We start from the raw sequence: 556 nt of genomic DNA on the forward strand, positions 1-556 counted from the left end.
AAGCAGCTTTCCGAATTAAAGAATTTGCTTGGCGACCATAGCGTTGCGGACCCACCTGACTCCATGCCGAACTCAGAAGTGAAACGCAATAGCGCCGATGGTAGTGTGGGGTCTCCCCATGTGAGAGTAGGACATCGCCAGGCTTTAATTCCGCACTTGCTTRMAATKYAAGCAAGTCACCATAGAATTCTTTTTTTTGTTTTCAGCTTTTTYAAAAAGCTAAATGCAAAATAACTTAGAGTTTTATGTTGACTTTCAAAGTGGGAAGCGTAWTATACGCACCTCGCTGATGCACTAAGGTGCTGAAAGCAAAGCTCTTTAACAATATAAACCTATCAATCTGTGTGGGCACTCGTTGATGATAATCCAATAAGTTTTTGCTTAGGCAAAGACTGTTTCTTCGGAAAYAAATTGGGTTCAATGAACTGAGTGACCAATACGAATAATGACTTTCTCTTGTAGAAAGAAGTTATTTGGCACAGTCAATTCATTACCATTCTGTTGGAATGGTAATAGCTTTAAAATTACTTCTTACTTTCGAGTAAGGACAGTTTTG

1 rRNA gene is annotated in these 556 nt (G+C 39.3%); it reads left to right on the plus strand.

Annotated elements, in window-relative coordinates:
- The first annotated feature begins 27 nt into the window (after positions 1-27).
- Positions 28-143: ribosomal RNA gene (gene rrf / locus DZ860_RS23960) — 5S ribosomal RNA — on the plus strand.
- Positions 144-556: the final 413 nt, after the last annotated feature.

It is taken from the genome of Vibrio sinensis (assembly GCF_003605645.1).
In the GTDB taxonomy this organism is placed as follows: domain Bacteria; phylum Pseudomonadota; class Gammaproteobacteria; order Enterobacterales; family Vibrionaceae; genus Vibrio; species Vibrio sinensis.